Below are 19940 nucleotides of genomic sequence, written 5' to 3'. Positions count from 1 at the left end.
CCCCAAGGGTGCCGGTAGCCCAACGCCCATGGGATGAGGCTGTTCACTCAGGCCTATCCCCTGTCACCCGGCTTATGGCTTATGGCTTCAATTCTCTATTCACCTGGGCGAAGGATTTGGGCCAGGGCTGTGCCTTCCGCAGAGCTGGCGACAGCTGGCGAACGGCTGCCTGCGCCTGGCTCAGGCCGACATAATCCCCTTTCAGCACCACATACCAGGGACTGCCATGGTAGTTGGTGCGATAGATCCACACCTGGTCGGCGAGCCGATTGACGCGCACAAACTGCGCTACGGCATCCAGACTGCTCGCTCCCATCAGCTGGATGCTGAGGTGGGTGATGTTCTTCTGGTGCAGGACGCTGGCGGGCGTCAGGTTGACCTTGCCGGGCGCCTTGCCTTGCGGCTCGGGCACGGTGGCTGGTTTAGACTGCGATTTCGCTGCCGGCTTGGACACAGGCTCCGGGGCAGGCGTGGACACGGGCTCGGGGATTGCGGCAGGCTCGACCTCAACCAGAGGCGCCGAGGGGGCAGCTATTGGCGGCTCAGGCTGCACGACCTCTTCGGCCACGATCGGCAGGGCGCCGCTGGCCGGCATACCCAGCATGGGGGTCGGCTTGCCAGCCGCACCGTCGACCTGCCGTTCGATCGACTCGGGAGCAGAAGGCAGGAACCCGGTTTCAGCCGGCGGGATCAACGTCGCTCTGGCGCCACTGACCTGATCCGTAGCGGCCTCCCCCACCTCGGGCTCGTCCTGCCGAGCCGTGGGGCTCACATAGCTCAACATCAGCAAGCAGAGGGCGCCTGCCGCCAGACCTATCCCTATCTGGCGAATGAGGGAGGCAGGGTTGCACTTGCGCAGATGGCCTTCGGTCATATGTCCTCCTGGACGGCATGAGAATGAGGGGCGCCGGTGCGGCAGAAAAAGGTCGTGGACCGGCATGGGGGCGGCCGCTCGGCGCGGCAGAAAATGGGTGTAGTCCGTGAGAGCAGGCCCGGATCAGGATGTCACCCCATAGCCGTTCCCCCGCGCCCTGGCGGGCTTGAAGAGAAACGGGCAGGGCTCGGCTTGCAGCCACCTCGCTTGCCATTCGTTGCCTCCCATCGACGCCGAGCACCATACCGGAGTCGCGCTGAACTTGGCCTGAATCCTCCCCCCATCCGGGGGCCTTGGCCCTGTCCAGGGGCTTGTTTCCTCTGGCATTTACCCCAGACGCTCTCCTCTGCTCCATGCGCCTTGAGAAGGCGCCAGCGAGCCGTTCGGGAGCCAAGGTGTCGGCCCTGCAAGCGGACGGCAAAAGGCCGCCAGCAGCCTCTTCGCCACGACCTCGTCACCGCCTGCGTTGACGAGATCACGGCCAGGTTTCCATTTAGCGCTTGATGGTCCTGGCGCTTAGTGATAGTTAAATAACCAGAAAAATCAGTCATGTCGGACACATGACCACGCCAGCGACCTCGATGCCGAGCGGCAGGGGAGCACCATCCCGGACACTGGCAAGCAGCCAGATCCGGGGTGATACAGGATCAAGGAGCGATCAGTGAGGGAGAGGCGTAATCAGGGCGGGTTGCCGCGCAGGGTCATGACAGTCTTGTTATCCGCCCTCTGGGGGGGGATCTGGTGTATCGCCACCCTGGCCCATGCCGTAGCGGAGCCAACCAGCCCAGGTCAGCTCCCTCGGCTGGCCGCCAAGGCCGAGGGTTATGCCGCCGAGGCGAGCTGCCTCGGTTGTCACGACAGCCAGGTGGCCCAGTGGAAGGGGTCCGACCATGCCTGGGCCATGCGCCACGCCACCCCTGACAACGTGCTGGGGGATTTCAACGACGCCCATTTCGACGAGGCTGGCGTCAAGGCCCGCTTCTTTCGCAAGGGAGAGGACTATTTCGCCAATCTCGAGGGGGAAGACGGCAAGCCGGTAGACGTCAAGATCCTCTACACCTTCGGCCATGATCCGCTGCAGCAATACCTGGTCGCCCTCTCCCGCGGTCGGCTGCAGGCCCTGACCCTGGCCTGGGATAGCCGTCCGAAAGAGGAAGGCGGGCAGCGCTGGTTCTCCCTCTATCCCGGTCAGCGCTTTGCCACCAGCGATCCCCTGCACTGGACCGGGCGTTACCAGAACTGGAACGCCATGTGCGCGGATTGCCACTCCACCGCCCTCGACAAGGGCTACGACGACAAGCACGACAGCTTCACCACCATCTGGCACGAGCAGACCGTCGGCTGCCAGGCCTGTCACGGCCCGAGCCAGAGCCATGTGACCTGGGCCAATCAGCACAAGGCGGGCGGCAGCGCCAAGGCACCGGATGATCACTATGGTCTCGGCGTCGATACCAGAGCGCTCGACAGCAAGGGACAGGTGGAGCAGTGCGCCTTCTGCCACAGCCGGCGGCAAGGGCTGGGAACCGGTCAGCAGCCGGGTCATCCGCAGCTGGATCAGAGCCTGCCCACCACGCTGCGGGCCTCCCTCTATCATGCGGATGGCCAGATAGATGGCGAGGTTTACGAGTTTGACTCCTTCGTCCAGAGCAAGATGTCCGCCGCCGGGGTGGGCTGCACCGATTGCCACAACCCCCACACCACCAAGGTCAAGCTGGAGGGCAACGGCCTCTGCCTCCAGTGCCACAATCCCCAGCCCCCGACCAGCCGCTTCCCGAGCCTGCAGTCCAGGGAGTACGACAGCAAGGCCCACCATCACCATGAGCCGGGCAGCGCCGGAGCCCAGTGCGTCAACTGCCACATGCCGACCAAGACCTACATGGTGGTCGACCCGCGCCGTGACCACAGCCTGCGCATCCCGCGCCCTGATCTCGCAGCCAGGACCGGCAGCCCGGATGCCTGTACCGCCTGTCATCAGGACAAGGAGCCCGCCTGGGCGGCCAAGGCCATCGACACCTGGTATGGCAAACCCAAACGGCCCCCCCACTACGGGGAGAGCTTCCACGCCGTGCAAAGCGGCCAGGGCTCTCCCCTTGCCCTGCTCCCCCCCTTGCTGGCGGACAAGAACAAGCCCGCCATAGTGCGGGCCACCGCGGCCGAGCAGCTGGCCGACCTCGGCTTGCCTGCCATCCCTGAGCTGCGTCTCGCCCTCAAGGACGAGAGTGCCCTAGTGCGGGCCTATGCCGTCTCCGGCTTTGCCAACACGCCCCCCATGGCGCGACTCGACGACCTCCTCCCCTTGCTGCGGGACCCGACCCTGGCGGTGCGGGACGAGGCCATCAGGGCTCTCGCCGACATACCGCCGGAGCGCTTGCCCGAGGCCGAGCGGGCAGGATTCCAGCACCAGCTAGCCGACTATGAGCGGCGCCTGCGTGGCAATGCGGATCTGCCGGGCGGGCGCCTCAATCTGGCGGTGCTGCTCTCGCGCCAGGGGCGCCAGCAGGAGGCGATGGACGAGTATCGCCAGGCCCTGCGGATGGATCCCTACTTCGTGCCTGCCCGGGTCAACCTGGTGACCCTCGCCAGCGCGGCCCAGCAGCTGGATGAGGCGGAAACCCTGCTGCGCGGCGGCGTCGCCCTGGACAAGATGCCCATCGCCGACCATGGCAATCTCGCCTACATGCTGGCGCTGCTGCTGGTGGAGCGGGGCAAGACCGAAGAGGCGGTCGACTGGCTGGACAAGGCCGCCACCGAACTGCCGGGCAACGTGCGGATCCGCTACAACCAGGGTCTGCTGCTCTCCCAGCTGAACCGGCGCGAGGAGGCGCTGGCCGCCCTGCGGGCAGGGCTGGCGCAGGCGCCGGACGATCCCGACTTGCTCTACACCCTGATCTACCTGCATGCCATTGCCGGTGAACAGGAGGAAGCCTTCGGATACGTCAAGCGGATGCGCAAGGCCGCCCCGCAGGATCCCAGGCTGCTGGCCATCGAGCCCTACTGGACCAAGTGATCCTCGGAATGGGGAGCATTCATACCCCATTCTGCGTCCCCCTGGCGACCTGGCCTGGCGCGAACCTGGCGTCTGCGTCAGTACTCGGCGTCACAAATGGGTAATTGAGAAACAGTAATGTTCTCACTACGATAGCGCCGAGATGCTGTGTTATGGTTGTTCAGTTGTTAACAAAAAGCTTGTTAGTCTGGATCTGACGGCTCATCGCGCCGTCCCATGGGGATGCCGTCGATGAGCGAACCTCACTCTGCCAAGGAATGGAATGGTGACGACACGCGAACAGATTGCCCAGCTGGAGGCCAATGTCGCCGAGCTGGTATTCGGTCAGGCCGATACCATACGCCACGTGCTGCTTGGGCTCCTGGCCAACGGCCATGTGTTGCTGGAGAGCCTGCCCGGGCTCGCCAAGACTCGCACCGTCAAGGCACTGGCGACCCACCTCGATGCGCAGATGAGCCGCATCCAGTTCACCCCGGATCTGCTGCCCTCCGACATCACCGGGGGCGAAATCCTCCAGCAGACCCCCAGCGGCAACAGGATCAGCTTCCAGCAGGGCCCCTTGTTTGGCAACGTCATCCTGGCCGACGAGATCAACCGCGCCCCCGCCAAGGTGCAGGCCGCCCTGCTCGAAGCCATGGAGGAGCGCCAGATCACGGTGGCGGGGCAGAGCTACCCCATGCCTTCTCTGTTCATGGTGCTGGCCACCCAGAACCCCATAGAGCAGGAGGGCACCTATCCGCTGCCGGAAGCCCAGATGGATCGCTTCCTGATGAAGCTGCAACTGGACTACCCGAAGGTGGAGGACGAGATCCGCATCCTGCGCCTGATCCGGGGCGAGGATCGGCAGCAGGCGGGGGAACATCCCCAACCGAGCCACCTGCCCCAGGAGGTCATCTTCGCGGCGAGGCGCGAGGTGGCGGCCATCCATGTCTCCGAGGCCATCGACACCTACCTGATGGCCCTCATCAATGCCACTCGCCACCCGGCCGAGGTGGATGCCGATCTCGCCCGCTGGATCGCCATCGGCGCCAGCCCGCGGGGCGGGATCAGCCTGGACAGGGTCGCCCGGGCGCAAGCCTGGCTGTCAGGGCGCGAGTTCGTCTCGCCCGATGACGTTCGCGCCGTGGTGCACCCGGTGCTGCGCCACCGGCTGCAGCTCTCCTACGATGCCATCGCCGACGGGGTCAATGGGGATGATGTCATCGACCGGCTGCTCGACAAGGTGGCCATTCCGGCCTAGGGAGCACCATGACAGCAGAGACGGGTCTGCCCCCGCCAGATGGCTTCGTATATGCCTCCCTTCCCCAGCTTATGGCGCTGGAGCACCACAGCCGCGGGCTCAGCTTCCTCTCCCGCCAGCCCCTGTCGAGCATTCTCTCGGGCGCCCATGCCTCCCGCCTGCGGGGGCGCGGCCTGAGCTTCGACGAGCTGCGCAACTACACCCCCGGGGATGACCTTCGTCACCTGGACGCACGCGCCACCCTGCGTTACGGCAAACCCTTCGTGCGCACCTTTACCGAGGAGCGCGACCGCCCGGCCCTGCTGCTGGTGGATCAGCGGATGAACATGTATTTCGGCTCCCGCCACTGCTTCAAGTCGGTGGCGGCGGCCCAGCTGGCCTCCCTCTGCGCCTGGATGGCATTTCATGCCGGCGACAGGGTCGGTGGCCTGGTCTTTGGCGATGAGACGCTGGAACATATCCGCCCCCAGCGCAGCCGCGCCCGCATCGAAGCCCTGTGCGCCGCCGTGATCCGCGCCAATCACGCCCTCCATGCCGCCCTGCCGGAGGCCGGCCAGCCGGACAGGCTAGACACGGTATTGCGCCACTGCCTCGCCAGTGCCGGCCACGACCACCTCATCTGCATCATCAGCGACTTCGCCGGTGCCGGCGATCAGACCTTGCAGCTGCTGCGCCAGCTCAGCGCCCACAACGACGTGATCGCCATGCAGGTCTATGACCCCATCGCCCTGCAATTCCCCGACAAGGGCAGGATCACCATCACCCAGGGCTCGGTGCAACGGGAGCTGCAGGTGGACAAGCGCCAGGTGCACGGGCCGCTCGGCGACTTCCTCTCAGGTCGTTTGCGGGACGTGGCCGAGCTGCTGCGTCGCAGTCGGGTGCCCCTGATGATGTTCAGCACGGGGGAGGAGGTGCTGGGGCAATTGCGCCTGGAGCTCGGCCGCCTGACCGGGAGCGCGCGATGACGGCCCAGGTCCCCGACATAGCCCAGCTCAGGGAGCTGGCCATTCCCACGCCCCCGGTCAGCTATCTGCCCCAGACCTGGGGCTGGCTGCTGTTGCTGCTGATCGTCCTCTCCCTGCTCCTGCTCTGGGGAGGGCGCCGCTGGTGGCAATGGCGGCGCGATCGCTACCGCCGGGAGGCGCAGGCACGGCTAGAAGAGCTGCGTCTTTCCCTCGCCGATCCCCAATCCCGTCTGGCGGCACTGCGGGCACTGCCCGGTCTGCTCAAGCGGGTGGCGATCTCCATGCCCGGCGGCGAGGGTGCCCGGCCGCTCGGTGGCGACGCCTGGATGGCATTCCTGGCCCGCAGCGCCCCCTTCCCCCTGCCCTCCCATTTTGCCGAGGATCTGTTCACCCTGGCCTATGCCCCGTCCAGCCGGGTGCTGGACATCCCCCACGGCCGCATCGATGAGATCTTCCAGCTCAGCCGACGCTGGATAGGAGAGCATCATGTGGCAGTTTGACGCCCCCTGGGCACTGCTCCTGCTGCCCCTGCCCTGGCTGGCCTACCGCTATCTGCCCCCCTATCGCGCCGCCCGCAGTGCCCTGCGCGTGCCCTTCTTCGCCGCCATGGACCAGGCCCTGGGCCAGTCTCCCCGCACCCTGGGCGGGGGGCGCTGGCAGCTTGGCCTCAACCTGCTGGTCTGGGCGCTGCTGGTGACGGCCTGCGCCCGCCCCGTGCTGATCGAGCCCCCCATTCGCCATGACAGCCCCACCCGCGACATCATGCTGGCCATCGACATCTCCCAGTCCATGGAGACCCGGGATTACACCACCCCGGATGGCCGCCAGAGCGATCGCCTGAGCGCGGTGAAGGGGGCGGTGCAGGACTTCATCCAGCGCCGCAAGGAGGATCGCCTCGGCCTCATCGTCTTTGGCACCGGCGCCTACCCCCAGGCGCCGCTGACCCTGGATCACGCCAGCCTGCAACTGCTGCTCGATGAGGTCGGCATCGGCATGGCGGGCCCCAATACGGCGCTCGGGGACGCCATTGGTCTGGCCATCAAGCTGCTGGAGAAGACCCGGGAGAGAGAGAAGGTGCTGATCCTGCTGACGGACGGCAATGATACCGGCAGCGCCATCACCCCGGCCCACGCAGCCCAGCTGGCCCGTGACCGGGGGATCAGGGTGCACACCATTGGCATAGGCGATCCGGCGGCCAGCGGCGATGCCAGGGTCGACTTGCAGGTGCTGATGGAGATCGCCAACACCACGGGCGGACGTTTCTTCAGGGCCGACGATCGCCAGGCGTTGCACGCTGTCTATGCCGCCCTGGACGAGCTGACACCCCATAGGGTGAAGACCTTCAGCCACCAGCCCAAGCGCGACCTGTTCTGGTGGCCGCTGGGGGCCAGCCTGCTGTTGCTGCTGGTGTGCCACCTCCTGGCCGCCCTGCTCGGCAGGCGCACGCCCCCCTCCCGTATCGAGGAGGAGTCATGACGATCGATCTGGCGGCCTTCCATTTCCTGCGCCCCCTCTGGCTGCTGCTGATGGTGCCGGGGATAGTGCTGCCGCTGCTCTGGCTGCGTCGCCACGACATCAAGCGGCAGCTGCGCGGCATCATAGCCCCCCATCTGGTGGCATCCCTGGTCATCACCCCGGCCAGGGAGCGCACCCTGCATCCCATACACCTGCTGGCCAGCCTGCTGGTACTGGGGGGGCTGGCCGCCGCCGGCCCCACCTGGCAACAAGATATCCCCGATTTCCTCGACGATCGGGCCCCGCTCATCCTCGCCGTGGATCTCTCCGCCTCCATGGATGCCGATGACGTACCGCCGACCCGGCTCGCCGCCATCCGCCACAAGCTGCACGACCTCGTCCAGCGCCGGGCCGGTGCCCGCACCGCCCTCATCGCCTATGCCGGCAGCGCACACCTGGTGTTGCCCGCGACCGAGGATCCGGCCCTGCTGGACACCTTCGTCCAGGCGCTGGCCACCGATCTGATGCCCAGTCCCGGCAAGGACGTGCTGGGGGTGATCGATGAGGCCCAGCGCTTGCTGGCCGCCGAGCACTCCCCCGGCACCCTGGTCCTGCTGACCGACGGCGCCGACCCCAGCCAGTTTGATGCCATCCGTAAGCGCCTCGCGGGCAGTCAGCTTCAGGTGCTGGTCCTGGCGGTAGGCAGCCAGGATGGCCCCCTGATCCGCGATGCGAAGGATCAGCCCCGCACAGGGCCTGACGGCCGCCCCCTGGTGAGCCGCTTCGACGAGTCCGCCCTCAAGGGGCTGGCCAGCGCCGCCAATGCCCCCCTGGGCAGCCTGACCCTCGACGATGACGATCTCGACTGGATTGGGCTGCACGCCCAGCAGCATTTTCAGGCGGCCCAGGGAGATGATCAGCAGATCCACTGGCAGGATGCCGGTTACTGGCTGTGCTGGCCCCTGGCACTGATCGCCCTGTGCTGCGTGCGCCGGGGCTGGCAGGTGCACTGGCTGGGGGGCGTGTTGCTGATGCTGCTCCTGGGCACGGCGTCTGCGCCGACGCACGCCAACGCCCTGGCCGACGCTTTCTTCACCCCGGATCAACAGGGCCGCTGGGCCTTCGAGCAGGGTCACTATCCCGAGGCGGCGGCCCATTTCAAGGATCCCTACTGGAAAGGGCTCTCGGCCTACCTGGCCGCCGACTTCGATCTCGCCCAGGCCAGCCTGGCCCGGCTGGACACGGCCAATGCCTACTTCTACCTCGGCAACACCTATGTGAAGCTGTTCAAGTTCCCGGAGGCGATCCTCGCCTATCAACAGGCCCTGAAGCAGCAACCCGACTTCCCCGAGGCCAAGGCCAACCTGGCGTTGGCCCGGGCGCTCCAGCAGGATCACGAGGATCAGCAGGAGGCCGGCACGCCGGATGAGAAGGCCGACCAGACCCTGGAGGACCAGACCCCATCCAAGGGCGGCAAGGCGCAACAGCAGCAGACCCCCCAGGCCAGCTCGGATCAGCTCTGGCTCGACAACCTCAGCACCTCGCCGGCCCAGTTCCTCAGGCGCAAGTTCCTGCTGCAGGATGCGGCCAGCGCGCGCACGCCGGAGCCTGCCCCATGAGAGCCCTGCTGCTCATCCTGCTGCTCGGCCTCGGCGCCCTTGCCCAGGCAGCCGAGCCCGAGGTCCGCATTCAGAGCAGGCTGGTGCCCGCCGACGGCGTGAGCGTGGGCGGCACCCTCAATCTTGAAGTGGATCTGCTGGTGGACACCTGGTTTACCGCCGCCCCCGTGCTGGCGCCCCTCCAGCTGGCGGGGGCCGTGGTTGCCCCCCCCAGCAGCGAGGCCAGCCATCTCACCGAGCAGATCGATGGCAAGACCTTCTTTGGCATGAGGTTCACCTACCGCATCACCCCTCAGCTTGCCCAGACATTCGAGATCCCTCCCCTGCAGTTCCAGGTTCAGCCCGGGCAGGGCTCGGGGCCGGTCAGCCTCAGCAGCCCGCCCCTGAGCTTCCAGGCCAGGGCCCTGCCTCATGGGGGCAAGACGCCCCAGCTGGTCGCCAACGAGGTGCGCTTCACCCAGCAGATCCAGCGCTCTCACACCCCGCTGCGGGTGGGTGACAGCGTGCAGCGTCAGCTGCGCATCGAAGCGGAGGGGGCCCAGGCCATGTTGCTGCCGGTGCCGCACTTCGCGGCGGTGAAGGGGCTCAGGCGTTATGTGCAGACCCCCAGTGTGATGGCCATGGACGACGGTCGCGGGACCACCACGGGGGGCGTGCGCGAGGACAAGGTCAGCTATGTGATAGAGCAGAGCGGCCACTTCACCCTGCCCCCCATCCGGCTCATCTGGTGGGATGCAGGCAGCGGCCAGTCCCGGGAGCTGACGGTCCCCGAGGTCGCCCTGAGCGCGGCAGCTGGCACCTATCAGGCCCCCTTCTCCATCAGCGAGGATCTGCACGCCCTGGGGCAGCAGGCCCGCATCACCCTGGCCGGCAAGGGAGTGCTGCTCGCTGGCCTGGGGCTGATGGCGGTCGCCCTCCTCTGGTTGGTGCGGCCCCGGCTGCAAGCCTTGTGGCGCCGCCTCCAGCGGTGGCGGGCAAGCCGCCGGCTCGCCTGGCTCGACTCCCCCGACTACGCACTGCGCCTCGCACGCACCCAGTTGCGGCAGCAACCCGCCGAGCTGGGCGGACTCTATCTCTGGGTGAGGCGGCGCAGCGGGCTGCTGGCCATTGCCCCCTTGCTGAAGAGCGGCCCGACGAGTCTCCTCCACCCTGTGCTAGCCTTCTTCAGACTCAACTACGGCCTTGACAACAAGCCCTCGGGAGAGGACGCCACCGCCGCCCTCGTCGAGGAGATAGTGCCGGCCCTCGAAGGGGCCATGATGGAAGCAACCGATCGCCGATCCCGGCCCCATGCCTTGAAACCACTGAATCCTGGGCTGGATGAACCGGATCATCGTCGTCATACAAGGAGGTCATAATGCGTCATCCCCCCATGCTGTCGTTCATGCGCTGGTGTGCCTTGCTGCTGCTCGTACTGCCGTTGCTGGCACGGGCCGCCGATCCGCTCCCCTCCTGGCAGGATGGCCCCTCACGCCAGGCCATCGAAGCCTTCGTCACCGCGGTGACGACGGAAGGGGGCAAGGATTATGTGGCCCCCGCCGAGCGGATCGCCGTGTTCGACAATGACGGCACCCTGTGGAGCGAGCAGCCCGCCTATTTCCAGGTGCTGTTTGCCCTGTCCGAGCTCAAGCGGATGGCGCCTGAGCACCCGGAATGGAAACAACAGCAGCCCTTCAAGGCCGCCCTGGAGGGGGATCAGCAGACCCTGGCCAAGAGCGGCATGGCGGGCCTGCTCCAGATAGTGCTCGCCACCCACAGCGGCATGAGCTCGGCGCAGTTCATCCAGAATGCCCGGCATTGGCTCGACACCGCCCGCCACCCCACCACGGGGCGCCGTTTCAGCGAGATGGTGTTCCAGCCCATGCTGGAGCTGCTCGATTACCTGCGGGCCAACGGCTTCAAGACCTACATAGTGTCGGGGGGCGAGGTGGTCTTCATGCGCGCCTTCGCCGAGGAGGTGTACGGCATCCCCCCAGAGCAGGTGATAGGCACCACCCTCGGCAGCCGCTTCGAGGAGAAGGCGGGTCGCCTCAGCATCCAGCGTCTGCCCAAGCTGGTGCACAACGACGACGGCGTCGGCAAGCCGGAGAGCATAGACCGCATCATAGGTCGCCGCCCCCTCTTCGCCTTTGGCAACTCGGATGGCGACCTGCAGATGCTGCAATGGACCATGGCGGGGGCAGGCAAGCGCTTCGCCGGTCTGGTGCATCACACCGATGCCAAACGGGAATGGGCCTATGACAGGAACAGCAAGGTTGGACGCCTGGACAAGGCGTTGAGTGCAGCGAACAGGGGTAACTGGACCGTCGTGGACATGGCCAGAGAGTGGCGCCGTGTCTATCCGTTCGAGTCGCCCAGGTAGAGTAAGTGCAAGTAGAGAAGGACCGCAGGATGTCTCGGGATGACGCACCGTCATCAGTTTTCCGGCACTCGCCGTCGCGGACAAGGACTGTAGCGTGATACGGAGAAACAACTATGACATTTGCAAGAAAATGGATGCCAGGGCTGGCACTGTCCATCGCGACGGCCCTGGGGGCCTCGGCCGCCATGGCGGCAGACAAGCCCAACATCCTGGTGATCTTCGGTGACGACGTTGGCCAGACCAACATCAGCGCCTATGGCAAGGGGGTCGTCGGTTATCAGACTCCCAACATCGACCGCATCGCCAAGGAAGGCATGATGTTCACCGACTATTACGCGGAGAACAGCTGCACGGCGGGACGCTCGACCTTCATCACGGGTCAGACCATCTTCCGGACCGGTCTGTCCAAGGTGGGTCTGCCCGGCGTGCCTGTCGGATTGCAGGCCCGTGATGTCACCATAGCCCAGGCCCTCAAGTCCCACGGCTACGCCACCGGCCAGTTCGGCAAGAACCACCTGGGGGATCGTGACGAGTACCTGCCGACGGCCCATGGCTTCGACGAGTTCTTCGGCAACCTCTACCACCTCAATGCCGAGGAGGAGCCGGAGCGCGAGTGGTGGCCAAAGGATGACGAGAAATTCGTCAAGAGCGCCTCGCCGCGCGGGGTCATCCACTCCACCGCGGACGGCAAGATCGAGGACACGGGTCCGCTGAACAAGAAGCGCATGGAGACCATAGACGACGAAACCACCCAGGCCGCCATCAACTTCATGGAGAAGCAGGTCAAGGCCGACAAGCCCTTCTTCGTCTGGATGAACACCACTCGTATGCACCTCTTCACCCATGTCCGGGACTCCATGAAGGGGCAGAGCGGCATGCCGGGCAACGAGTATGCCGACGGCATGATCGAGCACGATGGCCATGTGGGCAAGATCCTCAAGGCGGTGGACGACCTGAAGATCGCGGACAACACCATAGTGGTGTACACCACGGACAACGGGCCGAACCAGTTCTCCTGGCCGGATGCGGCTACCACGCCGTTCCGCAACGAGAAGAACTCCAACTGGGAAGGGGCCTACCGGGTACCTGCCATGGTGCGCTGGCCGGGCCACATCAAGCCGGACACTGTCTCTACCGAGATGTTCTCCGGTCTTGACTGGTTCCCGACCCTGCTGGCCGTTGCGGGTGACACCGACATCAAGGAGAGACTGCTCAAGGGCACCGATCTCGGTGGCAAGAACTTCAAGGTGCACCTCGACGGCTTCAACCAGCTGGACTACATCACTGGCAAGGCCGACAAGGGGGCTCGCAATGAGTTCTACTACTTCAACGACGATACCGACCTGGTGGCCATGCGCTTTGGCAACTGGAAGGTGGTGTTCTGCGAGCAGCGCATCCCGGGCGGCATGAGGGTATGGAGCGAGCCTTTCGTCTGCCTGCGCTTGCCGAAGATCTTCAACCTGCGCATGGATCCGTACGAGCGGGCTGACATCGTCTCCGATCAGTACTATGACATGCTGACCAAGAACGTCTTCATCACGGAACAGGCGACCCAGCGGGCCGCTGCCTTCCTGCAGACCTTCGTGGACTACCCGCCCAGCCAGCGTCCTGCCAGCTTCAGCATCGACCAGATCCGCGCCAATGTGGACAAGCAGATCGAAGCCAAGATGAACCAAAAACAATAAGTATCGTGCCTGGTGCCCGCCCCGGCGGGCACCTTTTTATCTCTTCTGTTCGTGCGGATAGTCCCGCCCGATAAGGCTAATTCGATGTCCAAAGCCGCCCATTCCCCCGTTGCCAACCGCCGTGACAAGGTGGAAGCACCCTGCCGTCAACGGGCCTCTTTGAAGATGCTGCTTCCCGCCGCTCTCCTGTTCGCCTCCGGCGGCGCGGCCCTGATTTACCAGGTACTCTGGGTCAAACAACTCTCTCTGGTGGTGGGGGTGGAGGTCTATGCCGTCACCACCGGCATCAGTGCCTTTTTTGCCGGCCTTGCCCTCGGTGGTCTCTATTTCGGTCGCAGAGCCGACCGACTGCAGGATCCGGTGCGCCTCTACGCCTGGCTCGAGCTGGCCGTGGCGCTGCTCGGCGTTGGAGCCACCTTGGCCCTCTCCCACCTGGCCGAGCCGTTCGCTCGCCTGGAAGCGAGTCTGGGCCTGCTCGCCTGGGTGCTGCCCTTCGTGCTGGTCGGCCTGCCCGCCGTGCTGATGGGGGGCACCCTGCCGGTCCTGGTGCGTGCCCTGACCCCTGCCAGTGACAGGGTGGCGAGCGCCGGGGGCAGCCTCTATGCGGCCAACACCGCAGGGGCCATCCTCGGCACCCTGCTGACCGCCTTCCTGCTGCTACCCCGGTTCGGTGTCCATGGCAGCGCCTTCGCCGCCGCCACCCTGAATCTGCTGGCCGCCCTCGGCGCCTGGCTCTGGTGTCGCAAGGCGCGCACGCCCCTCCCCGTCGCCCCGCCCCAGGACAGCCCCTCGCCCCGGGCCAGAGTGGCGGTCGCCCTCTATTGCGTGGCCGGGGGCATAGCCCTCGGCTACGAGGTGGTCTGGAGCCAGTCCATAGTGCAGTTCATGAGCACCCGCACCTTTGCGTTCGCCGTGGTTCTGGCCACCTATCTCACCGGCCTGATGCTCGGCAGCGCGCTCTATGCGAGGCGAGCCGAGCGCATCCAGAACCCCTGGGGCCTGTTTGGCCTGCTGATCACTGCGGCCGGCCTGCTGGCGCTGTTGCAGGTGGCCGGCCTCGGTCGCTGGCTCGTGATGGCCCAATCCCAGATGGAGCTCTGGGCCCTGCAAGTGACTGGCAACGAGCTGGCCGGCATGTGTGCCCGCTTCCTCACCGTGGCCCTCTCCACCGTCTTCCTCCCCACCACCCTGCTCGGCGCCGCCTTTCCACTGGCCCTGCGGCTGGCGGCCACCAGCTCGCAGATAGGGCGGGACGTGGGCACCCTGGTGGCCCTCAACACCCTGGGGGGCATCGCCGGGGTCGCCCTGACCGGCTTCCTGCTCATCCCGAGCCTTGGCCTGGTGCGCACCCTGGCACTCCTGGCCGTGCTGGCGGCCCTGCTTGGCTGCATTGCGACCTGGCAGAGCCCGGCTCCTCGCCGCTACCTGGCCGGAGCCACATTGGCCATGACGCTGATGACGATCCTCCTCGGCGCGCTCACGCCGCCGGAGCGGCTGGCCGAGCTGTTGCCCGGGGCCAGAAACGGACACCTTGCCTACTACCATGAGGGCAAGGGGGGCACTGTGGCCGTCGTCACCCAGGGACAGGGGGAGCGCCGCTTCCAGCGTCTCTATATTCAGGGGGTCTCGAACACCGGGGATGCCATGCCCTCGCTGCGCTACATGCGGCTGCAAGCCCTGCTGCCGCTGCTGATCCACGGCCAGCAGCCGGATTCGGCCCTGGTCATCGGGTTTGGCACCGGCATCACGGCCGGCGCCATGCTGCGCGACCCCGGCCTGACCCGCCCCGTGGTGGCCGAGCTGCTGCCTGAGGTGCTGGAAGCCGCCCCCCTCTTCAAGGGTAACTACGATGCCGTCCATGATCCGCGCCTCGACATCAGGCTGCGGGACGGGCGACGGGAGCTGCTGCGCAGCGACGAGCAGTACGATCTCATCACCCTGGAGCCGCCCCCCCCCTCGGCGGCCGGGGTGGTGAACCTTTACTCCCGTGACTTCTATCAGCTGGCCGCACGGCGCCTGCATCGGGGAGGCATGGTGGCCCAGTGGTTGCCGCTGCCCACCCAGAACAGCGAGGAGAGTCGCTCCCTGGTGCGCAGCTTCGTGGAGGTCTTTCCTCACGCCACCCTGTGGACGACCGAGTTTCACGAGATGCTGTTGATAGGATCCCTCGACCCGCTGGCGCTGGATGTCCCCCGGATAAGGGCGCGCTTCGCCGAGCCCGGGGTGGCCGCGGCCCTGACCGAAGTCGGCATAGACACACCCGCCGCCCTGCTGGCCACCTGGGTCACGGACAGGGATGGCTTGCTGCGCTTTGCCGGTGACGCCCTGCCGGTCACCGATGACTGGCCACGCATCGAATACGCCCCCTGGGTCAGGCGCAACGAGATCACCCGGGTGCTGCCCGAACTGCTGGCGCTGCGCTCACCGCCCCCGCTACAGCAGGCGGATGCGGCCTTCAAGGGAGAGGTCGAGCGCCAGTGGCAGTCGCTGGATCACTTCTACTCGGTGGCCTTCTATGCCTATCAGGGAGACAGGGACGCCTGGGCTCGCGGGGTAGGCCAGATGACCCCAGAGGAGCGGGCCAACCCCTACTACCGCTGGTTTATCGGTCACTGACCCCCAGGCCAGTCCGTCGGGCTGGCCTGCTCTAGAGACAGCCCTGCCTGACCCTGTGCGGCCCGATCAGGGCGCCGGATCAGCCTCGCTTTTTGTGGTGGTGGCGACACGACAACCCCGGCCATGGCGTAGCCTGGAGGGTCGCTGCAGCCGCATAGCGCGCCATAGCCACCTCTTCTTTGATACGGACGGTTCAACCGGCCGATCGAGGTCACGCTTTGGCTGCGATGGGGGTTGCCCTGAGACTGGCCAACAAGCAGCAGGTGCTTGACGTGCGCACTGTCACTGCGCAGACACGAGACACGACGGTGATCCCATGCTGGAGTGGCAAGGCCCGGGAAGAGGGTGTGCTCTGAACGGGTGTTAAGGCTCAGATGAATTTCCCTGCTGTGTCACATTTGAGCGGGGCATATCCTTGTATATTCAGCATATTCCCTTCACAACGCGCCTGATTGGACAACTGCGGTGAGCCATCCCAGCGACCTTTCGGCATGGAGCATGTCACATGAACATCACCCCTATCGCCATCGCATTGCTGGCGGCCAGTTCGGCCCATGCCGCCAGCCCAGCCAACCCCACCGCCCAGACCATTTATCTCGGTGGCGATATCGTTACCGTCAATGATGCGGCGCCGACGGCGCAGGCGCTGGCCATCAGGGATGGCCGCATTCTGGCGCTGGGCAGCGAGCGCGACATCCTCACGCTGCGAGATGGCGAAACCCGGGTAGTCGACCTGCAGGGCAAGACCCTGATCCCGGGCTTTATCGATGCCCATGGTCATGTGTTCAACACCGGGATCCAGGCGCTCTCCGCCAATCTGCTGGCCCCGCCGGATGGAGCAGTGACCAGCATTGCGACCCTGCAACAATCGCTGCGAAACTGGGTCGCCAAACCGCAAAACAAGGCGCACGGGATCATCCTGGGTTTCGGTTATGACGACTCCCAGCTCAAGGAGGGGCGCCACCCCACCCGTCAGGAGCTCGATGCCGTATCGCAAGAGCTCCCGGTGCTCATCATTCATCAGTCCGGTCACCTCGCGACACTCAACAGCAAGGCACTGGCGCTGGCCGGATTCGGGCCCGACAGCCAGGATCCGGAAGGGGGCAAGATCCGCCGTGAAGCGGACGGCAAGACGCCCAACGGGGTACTGGAGGAGACCGCCTTCTTTGGCGCCTTGCTGCCGATGTTCGCCAAGTTGAACGACAGGGAAAACGAGGCGATCTTCAAGGCTGGCATGGCGCTCTACGCCAGCTTCGGTTACACCACGGCTCAGGAGGGACGCGCCTCCACCTCAGCGGTCAAGACCATGTACCAGCTGGCCCAGAAAGCCAGGCTGCCCCTGGATGTCGCGGCCTATCCCGATATCCAGATTGCGCGGGATGTCATCGCCCCTCCCTACTACTCCAGCCACTACCAGAACGGGTTCCGGGTCGCGGGGGCCAAGCTCAACCTCGATGGCTCTCCTCAGGGCAAGACTGCCTGGCTGACCCAGCCCTATTTCGTTCCCCCAGCCGGGCAAAAGGCCGATTACAAGGGCTATCCCAGCATGAGCGACGAGCAGGCCGCCCACTACATCGAACTGGCCCAGCGCAACGGCTGGCAGCTGCTTACCCACGTCAACGGTGATGCGGCCATCGATCAGCTGATCAAGGGGATTGAGGCCAGCGAGAAGCAACACGGCAAGCCGGATCGCGGCTTCGTCGCTATCCATGCCCAGACTGCCCGCAAGGATCAGGTCGCCTCATTCCAGCGACTCGGCATCTTCCCCTCCTTCTTCCCGATGCACACCTTTTACTGGGGGGATTGGCACAGTGATTCCGTGCTCGGCAAGGAGCGGGCGCAGCATATCTCTCCCACCGGATGGGCCCGTGAACTGGGGATGATCTTCACCTCGCACCACGACTCCCCCGTGGCATTGCCTGATGCCATGCGGGTCTATTATGCGACCGTCAACCGGATCAGCCGTACCGGCCGCCCCATCGGGCCGGATCAGCGGGTCTCCGCCCTGGATGGACTGAAGGCCCAGACCCTGTGGGCGGCAACCCAATACAAGGAGGAGCACGACAAGGGGTCGCTGGAAGTCGGCAAGCTGGCAGACCTGGTGGTGCTCTCGGCGAACCCGCTCAAGGTGAAACCGGAAACCCTGGCCGATATCCGGATCGAAGAGACGATAAAGGAGGGGGTCTCCATCTACCAACGTGACGGGCAGAGCGCTCAGGAATCGACCGCCTGCACGGATTCCACTCGCTGCAGTGCGGTAGCCACGACAGCCATGGTGGCCGCAGGGCTATTACATCATCAGCCACACTAGACCCCATGGCCTGACGCTTCGCAGCCTTGGGCCATCTATTGAACATCATGGCTGACTCAATAAATGGGACCTTCCCCACACCTTGAGCCAGCCATATCAACAGTTAAAACTGTCTTATTTTGCCTCTGCAACTTTCAGCGCCATGCCTTTTTTCTGGTTTAGCAAGATGCTGACCAATGCCAGGACAGAAAATACCAGGCTAGAGATAAACAGATTCTCAACGCCTAACCTGGAAATAAACCACCCAGCGACAACAGAACCAATCGTGATACCCAAGTTTGAGAAAGAGATATACAGGCTATTGGCAAACACCTTCGCATCCCCCGCATTATCCATCACCCACGTCTGGCTGACAATCAAGCCGGCTGAGTGGACTGCGCCCCAGAAAGCAATCATTGCGATCATGAAGTAGAAAGAAAAACCCATTAGATAAATAGCGACAAAGATCAAGCTCAGGATTATTGGGTAGATGATGACGGTTTTCTTCATATTTTTGCCAATCAGCTTCCCAAAAATGAAGTTGCCCAAAATACCAAATACACCAAAGACCATCAGCATGGCGCTGATCCAGGAACCATTCATATTCGTCACCATACTCAAGTACTGTGTGATGAAACTATATGAAGAGAACATCGCGGAGAATACAAACACAACTGTGAATAAAGAAAGCCACATCGACTTACTGCGCAAAATGTTTACTTGTGACCCAAAAGACATCTTCTTCTCGACGGGGGAGTCTTCCATTAGGAACATGACGCTCACCAGAGCTACTGCACACGACGCCAAGCCAAAGTAAAATGCATAAGTTAGTGAGTATTGTTCAGCCAGGAAGGAGCTGACAGGAATACCAAAAACCAGGCCTATAGCAACCCCGGCAAACACTTTGGCAGCTGCGTTGCTTTGCTCCGCTACCGGCACAATGGAGGTTGCGGCAACAAGCGCTACCGAGAAGAAGACCGCATGGACCAGTGCTGGCAGGACGCGGAAAGTCATCATCGTTGAGTAATCCTGAGTAAGGGCATACACAAGATTAGAAACCACGAACAGTGCAAGTATTCCCATCAATACATACTTTTTATTCCAGCCAGACATCATCAGCGTAATGAATGGGCCGCTGATAGCAACAACAATGGCATAGACGCTTACCAAAAGGCCTGCCTGTTGAACATCGATCTGGAAGTTGTTCATCACCTGAGGAAGCAAACCAATTATTGCCAACTCTGTCGTGATAACCCCAAACACAGCCAAAGATAACGCGAACAAAAATAGACTTTGTTTTTTCATTTTCTCTCAACTTTAAATTAATTAACAAATATGATGGTTATAAAAGCCACATCATCAGTATCGTTTCAAAAAACACTACCCAAGCGACATGAAACGCGTGATTAAAATATATTTACCAGTAATCAACAACACGCCACCAATGGCGTGGCTTGATACGGCCACCATATCAAAATCCGTGTTTATAAAAATGATGTTATTGCTTTCCGCTTGTCTTAATATTTTTTAAAACGGCATTGCAAGCAACCTTTAAATGGCATCCCGTTTTTCTAATCCCATAATTGGCCGCAACCATTCCAACAATCCTTTTCTTCATGCCAGGCTTACAGGCTTCATAACAATAATCAAGTTGAAATGTACGCTGACAGTCAAGGCAGCGAAACCGCTGAAAACAATTGGGGCTATACCCATGCCTGATAACCCCGCCACTTTTACTACAGAAGCGGCAAGGTATTTCAGTTGTAGTCATTTGACGTTTATCAAAGAGCCCGACAAGCAATATGCAACCAATGGCTTCTACATTTA

The 19940-nt window shown here is 63.7% G+C and carries 14 protein-coding genes; 11 read left to right on the top strand and 3 right to left on the bottom strand.

From position 1 onward, the window contains the following. Positions 1 to 79: 79 nt before the first annotated feature. Positions 80 to 874 (bottom strand): hypothetical protein, encoded by a 795-nt coding sequence (locus tag AC1IN8_RS09105; protein ID WP_479758678.1) that lies wholly within the window; start codon positions 872 to 874, stop codon positions 80 to 82. 703 nt (positions 875 to 1577) lie between these two features. On the opposite strand from AC1IN8_RS09105, the gene AC1IN8_RS09100 reads away from it, so the two are divergent. The 11 genes from AC1IN8_RS09100 (at position 1578) to AC1IN8_RS09050 (ending at position 18134) form a co-directional block, all read left to right on the top strand. After that, a complete protein-coding gene (locus AC1IN8_RS09100) occupies positions 1578 to 3881 on the top strand; it encodes a tetratricopeptide repeat protein (RefSeq protein WP_479758677.1) in 2304 nt (767 codons plus the stop codon). Between the two features lie 262 nt (positions 3882 to 4143). Further along, entirely contained in the window at positions 4144 to 5121 is a 978-nt protein-coding gene (locus tag AC1IN8_RS09095) for an AAA family ATPase (RefSeq protein WP_479758676.1), read from the top strand. Positions 5122 to 5129: 8 nt separating this feature from the next. Then, positions 5130 to 6086, top strand: coding sequence for a DUF58 domain-containing protein (locus AC1IN8_RS09090; RefSeq protein ID WP_479758675.1), 957 nt, complete (start codon positions 5130 to 5132; stop codon positions 6084 to 6086). Next, positions 6083 to 6586: a DUF4381 domain-containing protein gene (locus AC1IN8_RS09085; protein ID WP_479758674.1), complete on the top strand. Its 504-nt coding sequence runs from the start codon at positions 6083 to 6085 to the stop codon at positions 6584 to 6586. Before AC1IN8_RS09090 ends, AC1IN8_RS09085 begins: the two co-directional genes overlap by 4 nt. Then, positions 6573 to 7562, top strand: a complete 990-nt coding sequence (locus AC1IN8_RS09080; RefSeq protein ID WP_247626982.1) for a vWA domain-containing protein — start codon at positions 6573 to 6575, stop codon at positions 7560 to 7562. The genes AC1IN8_RS09085 and AC1IN8_RS09080 overlap by 14 nt, the downstream gene beginning before the upstream one ends. Then, complete coding sequence (locus tag AC1IN8_RS09075; protein WP_479758673.1) at positions 7559 to 9160, top strand: vWA domain-containing protein; 1602 nt, start codon at positions 7559 to 7561, stop codon at positions 9158 to 9160. Before AC1IN8_RS09080 ends, AC1IN8_RS09075 begins: the two co-directional genes overlap by 4 nt. Continuing rightward, positions 9157 to 10518, top strand: a complete 1362-nt coding sequence (locus tag AC1IN8_RS09070) for a hypothetical protein (protein ID WP_479758672.1) — start codon at positions 9157 to 9159, stop codon at positions 10516 to 10518. Before AC1IN8_RS09075 ends, AC1IN8_RS09070 begins: the two co-directional genes overlap by 4 nt. Continuing rightward, positions 10518 to 11522: an HAD family hydrolase gene (locus AC1IN8_RS09065; protein WP_479758671.1), complete on the top strand. Its 1005-nt coding sequence runs from the start codon at positions 10518 to 10520 to the stop codon at positions 11520 to 11522. The genes AC1IN8_RS09070 and AC1IN8_RS09065 overlap by 1 nt, the downstream gene beginning before the upstream one ends. Positions 11523 to 11635: 113 nt before the next feature. Then, positions 11636 to 13207 carry an arylsulfatase gene (locus AC1IN8_RS09060; RefSeq protein WP_139439660.1) on the top strand — a complete coding sequence of 524 codons (1572 nt, stop codon included), beginning with the start codon at positions 11636 to 11638 and terminating at the stop codon, positions 13205 to 13207. A gap of 84 nt (positions 13208 to 13291) precedes the next feature. After that, positions 13292 to 15823: a spermidine synthase gene (locus AC1IN8_RS09055; RefSeq protein WP_479758670.1), complete on the top strand. Its 2532-nt coding sequence runs from the start codon at positions 13292 to 13294 to the stop codon at positions 15821 to 15823. A 505-nt stretch (positions 15824 to 16328) separates the two neighbouring features. Continuing rightward, positions 16329 to 18134 carry an amidohydrolase gene (locus AC1IN8_RS09050; protein ID WP_479758669.1) on the top strand — a complete coding sequence of 602 codons (1806 nt, stop codon included), beginning with the start codon at positions 16329 to 16331 and terminating at the stop codon, positions 18132 to 18134. 114 nt (positions 18135 to 18248) lie between these two features. On the opposite strand, the gene AC1IN8_RS09045 is transcribed toward AC1IN8_RS09050, so the two are convergent. Both AC1IN8_RS09045 and AC1IN8_RS09040 read right to left on the bottom strand, forming a co-directional pair. Further along, the gene (locus AC1IN8_RS09045; RefSeq protein WP_479758668.1) at positions 18249 to 19418 is read right to left on the bottom strand and encodes an MFS transporter; all 1170 of its coding nucleotides are present in this window, start codon (positions 19416 to 19418) and stop codon (positions 18249 to 18251) included. Between the two features lie 193 nt (positions 19419 to 19611). After that, positions 19612 to 19884, bottom strand: a complete 273-nt coding sequence (locus tag AC1IN8_RS09040) for an IS1-like element transposase (RefSeq protein WP_479758667.1) — start codon at positions 19882 to 19884, stop codon at positions 19612 to 19614. Positions 19885 to 19940 lie beyond the last annotated feature (56 nt).

This window comes from Aeromonas sp. 130281 (genome assembly GCF_056642115.1).
Note: the sequence above shows the minus strand (reverse complement) of the source record. Positions and strands in the feature narration are given on the sequence as shown.

Bases quoted from the DNA above. Each gene is read 5' to 3' on its own strand.
- AC1IN8_RS09105 (WP_479758678.1), bottom strand. From the start codon at position 874: ATGACCGAAGGCCATCTGCGCAAGTGCAACCCTGCCTCCCTCATTCGC.
- AC1IN8_RS09100 (WP_479758677.1), top strand. From the start codon at position 1,578: ATGACAGTCTTGTTATCCGCCCTCTGGGGGGGGATCTGGTGTATCGCC.
- AC1IN8_RS09095 (WP_479758676.1), top strand. From the start codon at position 4,144: ATGGTGACGACACGCGAACAGATTGCCCAGCTGGAGGCCAATGTCGCC.
- AC1IN8_RS09090 (WP_479758675.1), top strand. From the start codon at position 5,130: ATGACAGCAGAGACGGGTCTGCCCCCGCCAGATGGCTTCGTATATGCC.
- AC1IN8_RS09085 (WP_479758674.1), top strand. From the start codon at position 6,083: ATGACGGCCCAGGTCCCCGACATAGCCCAGCTCAGGGAGCTGGCCATT.
- AC1IN8_RS09080 (WP_247626982.1), top strand. From the start codon at position 6,573: ATGTGGCAGTTTGACGCCCCCTGGGCACTGCTCCTGCTGCCCCTGCCC.
- AC1IN8_RS09075 (WP_479758673.1), top strand. From the start codon at position 7,559: ATGACGATCGATCTGGCGGCCTTCCATTTCCTGCGCCCCCTCTGGCTG.
- AC1IN8_RS09070 (WP_479758672.1), top strand. From the start codon at position 9,157: ATGAGAGCCCTGCTGCTCATCCTGCTGCTCGGCCTCGGCGCCCTTGCC.
- AC1IN8_RS09065 (WP_479758671.1), top strand. From the start codon at position 10,518: ATGCGTCATCCCCCCATGCTGTCGTTCATGCGCTGGTGTGCCTTGCTG.
- AC1IN8_RS09060 (WP_139439660.1), top strand. From the start codon at position 11,636: ATGACATTTGCAAGAAAATGGATGCCAGGGCTGGCACTGTCCATCGCG.
- AC1IN8_RS09055 (WP_479758670.1), top strand. From the start codon at position 13,292: ATGTCCAAAGCCGCCCATTCCCCCGTTGCCAACCGCCGTGACAAGGTG.
- AC1IN8_RS09050 (WP_479758669.1), top strand. From the start codon at position 16,329: ATGAACATCACCCCTATCGCCATCGCATTGCTGGCGGCCAGTTCGGCC.
- AC1IN8_RS09045 (WP_479758668.1), bottom strand. From the start codon at position 19,418: ATGAAAAAACAAAGTCTATTTTTGTTCGCGTTATCTTTGGCTGTGTTT.
- AC1IN8_RS09040 (WP_479758667.1), bottom strand. From the start codon at position 19,884: ATGACTACAACTGAAATACCTTGCCGCTTCTGTAGTAAAAGTGGCGGG.